Origin of the sequence: Veillonella sp. ZSJB6 (genome assembly GCF_051549505.1) — a bacterium.
In the GTDB taxonomy this organism is placed as follows: Bacteria; Bacillota; Negativicutes; order Veillonellales; family Veillonellaceae; genus Veillonella.
This window is the reverse complement of the sequence record NZ_JBPUGE010000040.1, coordinates 1-277: the sequence shown is the minus strand read 5'-3', so window position 1 is coordinate 277 and position 277 is coordinate 1. Positions and strand designations below refer to the sequence as shown.

Genomic DNA, 277 nt, shown 5'->3' with positions numbered 1-277 from the left:
GAATTTGATTGCCTAAGTGATTAACTAACGATAATGAAAAATGTAGTTCGCCTGTGACAATATAGCAAGGTAGAAGGGTCAAGACTTGCTGTAAAGCCACCAAATCCTTGTATAAAAATTGAGGTATCTGCAAAACTGTTAGTAACTGCTTACACTCTTGCGGATTCATGCGATGCTGTATGGCAAAATAAGGCTTATTTAGGGTAGTAACATTAGATAATATATAAATTAATTCAATATCGCTGAGTGCTTCCATCACCAATGATTCATAAAAATC

At 34.7% G+C, this 277-nt stretch carries 1 protein-coding gene; it reads right to left on the bottom strand.

Going from position 1 to position 277, the window contains the following annotated elements; genetic code table 11:
- Positions 1-277, bottom strand: a 277-nt coding sequence (locus ACSV5T_RS09815; protein WP_438320987.1) for a hypothetical protein, incomplete at both ends; no start/stop codon positions are given.